3 protein-coding genes and 2 pseudogenes are annotated in these 4,164 nt (G+C 63.5%); 3 read left to right on the plus strand and 2 right to left on the minus strand.

Features of this window, described 5'->3' with window-relative positions; translation table 11 throughout:
- Together QCE62_RS33320 and QCE62_RS33325 are read right to left on the minus strand one after the other, a co-directional pair.
- Positions 1-207: pseudogene (locus QCE62_RS33320) on the minus strand (succinate dehydrogenase, cytochrome b556 subunit); the annotation flags it as partial.
- 167 nt (positions 208-374) lie between these two features.
- Positions 375-1,163 (minus strand): GntR family transcriptional regulator, encoded by a 789-nt coding sequence (locus tag QCE62_RS33325; protein ID WP_309927276.1) that lies wholly within the window; start codon positions 1,161-1,163, stop codon positions 375-377.
- 570 nt (positions 1,164-1,733) lie between these two features.
- Between QCE62_RS33325 and QCE62_RS33330 the strand changes: the two genes are divergently transcribed.
- From QCE62_RS33330 to QCE62_RS33340, 3 genes and pseudogenes are all read left to right on the plus strand, one after another.
- Positions 1,734-2,720, plus strand: coding sequence for a malate dehydrogenase (locus QCE62_RS33330; protein WP_309818783.1), 987 nt, complete (start codon positions 1,734-1,736; stop codon positions 2,718-2,720).
- A 201-nt stretch (positions 2,721-2,921) separates the two neighbouring features.
- On the plus strand, positions 2,922-3,914 hold the full coding sequence (locus QCE62_RS33335; RefSeq protein ID WP_309927278.1) for an aldolase/citrate lyase family protein: 993 nt from the start codon (positions 2,922-2,924) through the stop codon (positions 3,912-3,914).
- Between the two features lie 106 nt (positions 3,915-4,020).
- Positions 4,021-4,164, plus strand: a pseudogene (locus QCE62_RS33340) (2-methylcitrate synthase); the annotation flags it as partial.

Here is a 4,164-nt window from a genome sequence, read left to right on the forward strand (position 1 = left end):
GAAGCCCTTGAAGGCGTCGAAACTGATTTCCGACGTGAGGCTCTGATCGAGCAGATACAGGATGAACGGCAGACACACGAAGAGCAGCAGGCCGCTCACGCGATGCAGGATGGAGACCTTCCCCGCCAGCGGCAAGCGATACTTCGCGAGTTGGCCGATCCCGATGTTCCGGTACTCGGGCCTTGGTTTTTTTACGGCTTCAGCCATGCTAGACCCCAACTTGTTAACACACTAATCCGCAATTTTAGCGCCTTTTTATTTCGCGCTGCAGCGAGAAACCGTCCAATAGACTGTTGCTCCGCGCGTGAAGAAAGCGCCTGGCGCGGCCATTCGGCGCGTACCCACGACCCCGCTTCCGATCGATCAACTCAAGATCAACTCAGGTCGTTCTGATAGTAATAGCCGGTCGTGACATACCAACCACGCCGCACTTCGACGGGGCGATCGCCATAGGTATAGGACACGCGTTCCACCGACAGTAACGGAAAACCCTGCGCGACCTGGAGATGCTGCGCAACGGCTTCATCGGCGGGAACGGCGCGGATTTTCTCCGACGCACGAATCATGCGCGTGCCGAACTCCGTTTCGAACATCGCGTAGAGCGGGCCCTTGTACTCGGACAGCCGTTCCGCCGTCAGTCCGCGAAACACCACGCCCGGCAACCAGATTTCATCGAAGACGGTGGTCACGCCATCAAACTGCAACAGGCGCCTGATAAGAACGACGGGATCGGCCGGCTTCAGGTCGAGCTGGCGGGCAATCTCCGCCGGCGCGCGCAGGCGCTTGCACTCCAGCAGGCGGCTTACGTGGGGATGGGCGTCGCCGTCATCGGGCAACAGGCGCAGGAAGCGAAACTGCACGCGGTCTTCGCTGTGAGTCGCAACGAACGTGCCTTTGCCCTGACGGCGTACCAGCAAGTTGTCGGCAGCGAGTTCGTCGATAGCCTTGCGAACGGTGCCCTGGCTCACCTTGTAGCGCGCAGCGAGTTCGACCTCGCTCGGGATGATTTCACCGGGCTTCCATTCGCCGGATTCGAGGCCCTGCGTAATGAGCGCCTTGATCTGCTGATACAGCGGGCTGAACGTCGGCGACGGCACACCGGCGGCCTCAGCCGCAGGCGCGGTGCCGTTGGGGGTCGTCGAGCTCGCCGGGTTGGAATTCATGCCGCGCATTTCAACACAAAGGCCCGCCGTGCGTCCAGACCTTTCCCATAGAATCCTATGTCTTATATAAGACATAAGATAGTGTTGACTTTACTATGGCACGCTCCTACACTCCTTGACGAGCAAGGGTTTGCGGGTTGTCGCCTGTGCGCACGAAACGCCGGTTTCCGGTCTCACTGCACGCGACACACCGCCAGGCACGCCCTTTCGCTTTCGCCTCACGCCGACCGCCCCACTCGTTCGCGCACCGCTGCCTGCCCACCGTCTCGCAACGTCAAGCGCCGTCTCGAATGGGCGCCTTGCCGTCAGACCCAAGCGAATTCCTCGCGTCCTCGCAGAACATCCTGCCGGCCTCGCGCTCGAAGAGAAAGATTCATCGGCATGACAGTCACGCCGCTCACGCATTCATGCGGCGCGAAACCAGACGCAAACGTGCGCAACGCCTGCTGCGCCGGTGCTTTTCGGGGGTCGCGCGGGGCCAGGGCCGCATGTCTTCATCAACGCTTGGCGTATCGCGCATAAAATGGCGCTTTTCCCTTGCGTTCCACGCACCGTCCAGGAGAGTTATCAATGGCTAAGTCCGCAAAGCGCGTTGCCGTCACCGGCGCCGCAGGTCAAATCGGCTACTCGCTGCTGTTCCGCATCGCCAACGGCGATCTGCTCGGCAAAGACCAGCCCGTGATTCTTCAGTTGCTCGATCTGCCGCAAGCGCAAGCCGCCGTGAAGGGCGTCGTGATGGAACTGGAAGACTGCGCGTTCCCGCTGCTCGCGGGCGTCGTCGTCACGGACGATCCCAAGGTTGCCTTCAAGGATGCCGACGTCGCGCTGCTCGTGGGCGCCCGCCCGCGTTCGAAGGGCATGGAGCGCAAGGACCTGCTGTCGGCGAACGCCGAGATCTTCACGGTTCAGGGCAAGGCGTTGAACGACGTCGCCAGCCGCGACGTGAAGGTGCTGGTCGTCGGCAACCCGGCGAACACGAACGCGTACATCGCGATGAAGTCGGCGCCCGATCTGCCGAAGAAGAACTTCACCGCCATGCTGCGCCTCGACCACAACCGCGCGCTGTCGCAACTGGCCGCCAAGTCGGGCAAGCCGGTCGCGTCCATCGAAAAGCTCGCCGTCTGGGGCAATCACTCGCCGACCATGTACCCGGACTTCCGCTTCGCAAGCGCCGAAGGCCAGGACCTGACCAAGCTGATCAACGACGACGAATGGAACCGCAACACGTTCATCCCGACCGTCGGCAAGCGCGGCGCGGCGATCATCGAAGCGCGCGGCCTGTCGTCGGCGGCGTCGGCAGCCAATGCGGCGATCGACCACGTGCGTGACTGGGTGCTCGGCACGAACGGCAAGTGGGTCACGATGGGCATTCCGTCGGACGGCTCGTACGGCATCCCGGAAGACATCATCTACGGCGTTCCGGTCACGTGCGAAAACGGCGAGTACAAGCGTGTCGAAGGCCTGGAAATCGACGCGTTCTCGCGCGAAAAGATGGACGGCACGCTGAACGAGCTGCTCGAAGAGCGTGACGGCGTCGCGCATCTGCTGGGCAAGTAAGCACACGTCGTCTGGCGGAAGCCCTCGGGAAGCTCCGAGGGCCTGTCTTCACGTCCGTCACGTCAGCGCGAGCGCCTGTGCGTCTCGCGCCTGATCCGCCCGCGCTTGAGCAAGCAGAACCCCGTTCGAGCGCGGCCGAATCGGAATCAGAGCACCTGAGCAAGCCGGACTTCACTCCCCACATCGGACCCCACGCCGAGTATGCGCGCCCTCACTCCCGCCGAAGTGCTGTTTGACGGCGAACCGCAGCCCGCGGTTCTTCCCCCTTGCGATCACTACGCCGGCAGCGAAAAGCTGATTCGCAAATCGCTGGCCTTGCAGGCGCAACTGGGACCCGTGTTCGACATCACGCTCGATTGCGAAGACGGCGCCCAGGTCGGCCACGAGGCGGAACACGCGGAGATGGTCGCGTCGTTCGTGGGCGGCGAGGATGACCGCTTCGGCCGCGTCGGCGTGCGCATCCACGACTTCAATCACCGCGCGTGGCGCGACGACGTGCGCATCATTCTGCGCAACGCCCGCAAGGCGCCCGCCTTCGTCATGCTGCCGAAGATCCGCAGCGTCTTCGACGCCGCCAAGATGGTGGCCTTCATCGAGGCCTCGCGCTGCGAGTTCGGCATTCCAGAGCCGGTTCCCTGTCATCTGCTGATCGAAACCCACGGCGCGCTCGCCGAAGCTTTTGAACTGGCGGCGCTGCCGGGCGTCGAATCGCTGAGCTTCGGCCTGATGGACTTCGTATCCGCGCACAATGGCGCGATTCCCGACACCGCGATGCGCTCGCCCGGCCAGTTCGATCACCCGCTGGTGCGGCGCGCGAAACTCGAAATCGCAGCGGCGTGTCACGCGCATGGCAAGGTGCCGTCGCACAATGTGTCGACGGAAGTGCGCGACATGAGCGTCGTCGCGAACGATGCCGCGCGCGCCCGCAACGAGTTCGGCTACACGCGCATGTGGAGCATTCATCCGGACCAGATCCGGCCGATCGTCGAGGCCTTCTCGCCGCGCGCGGACGAGATCACGCTGGCCGCGGAGATTCTGCTGGCCGCGCAGCATGCGCAGTGGGGCCCGACGCGCCATGGCGACACGCTGCATGATCGCGCGAGCTATCGCTATTACTGGTCGGTGCTGCGGCGCGCGCATGCCACCGGACAAAGCGTGCCCGAGGCCAGCGCGCCGCTGTTTGCAGCAACCTGAATCATCGATTAGCAGTTCAGCACCACGCCGGGACCGGGTCCGGGCGCATTCTTCAAGCACAACGAGTCACGCCGCGTCGCGGGCGTGCGAAAGGAGACTGGAGAGCATGACTGACACCGCATCGACCGAAGCACCCGCAACCTCCACCGCAGGCGGTTTCAAGCCGAAGAAGTCCGTTGCGCTGTCCGGCGTGACGGCGGGCAATACCGCGTTGTGCACGGTCGGCCGCACTGGCAACGATCTGCACTAC

Source organism: Caballeronia sp. LZ033 (assembly GCF_031451265.1).
GTDB lineage: Bacteria > Pseudomonadota > Gammaproteobacteria > Burkholderiales > Burkholderiaceae > Caballeronia.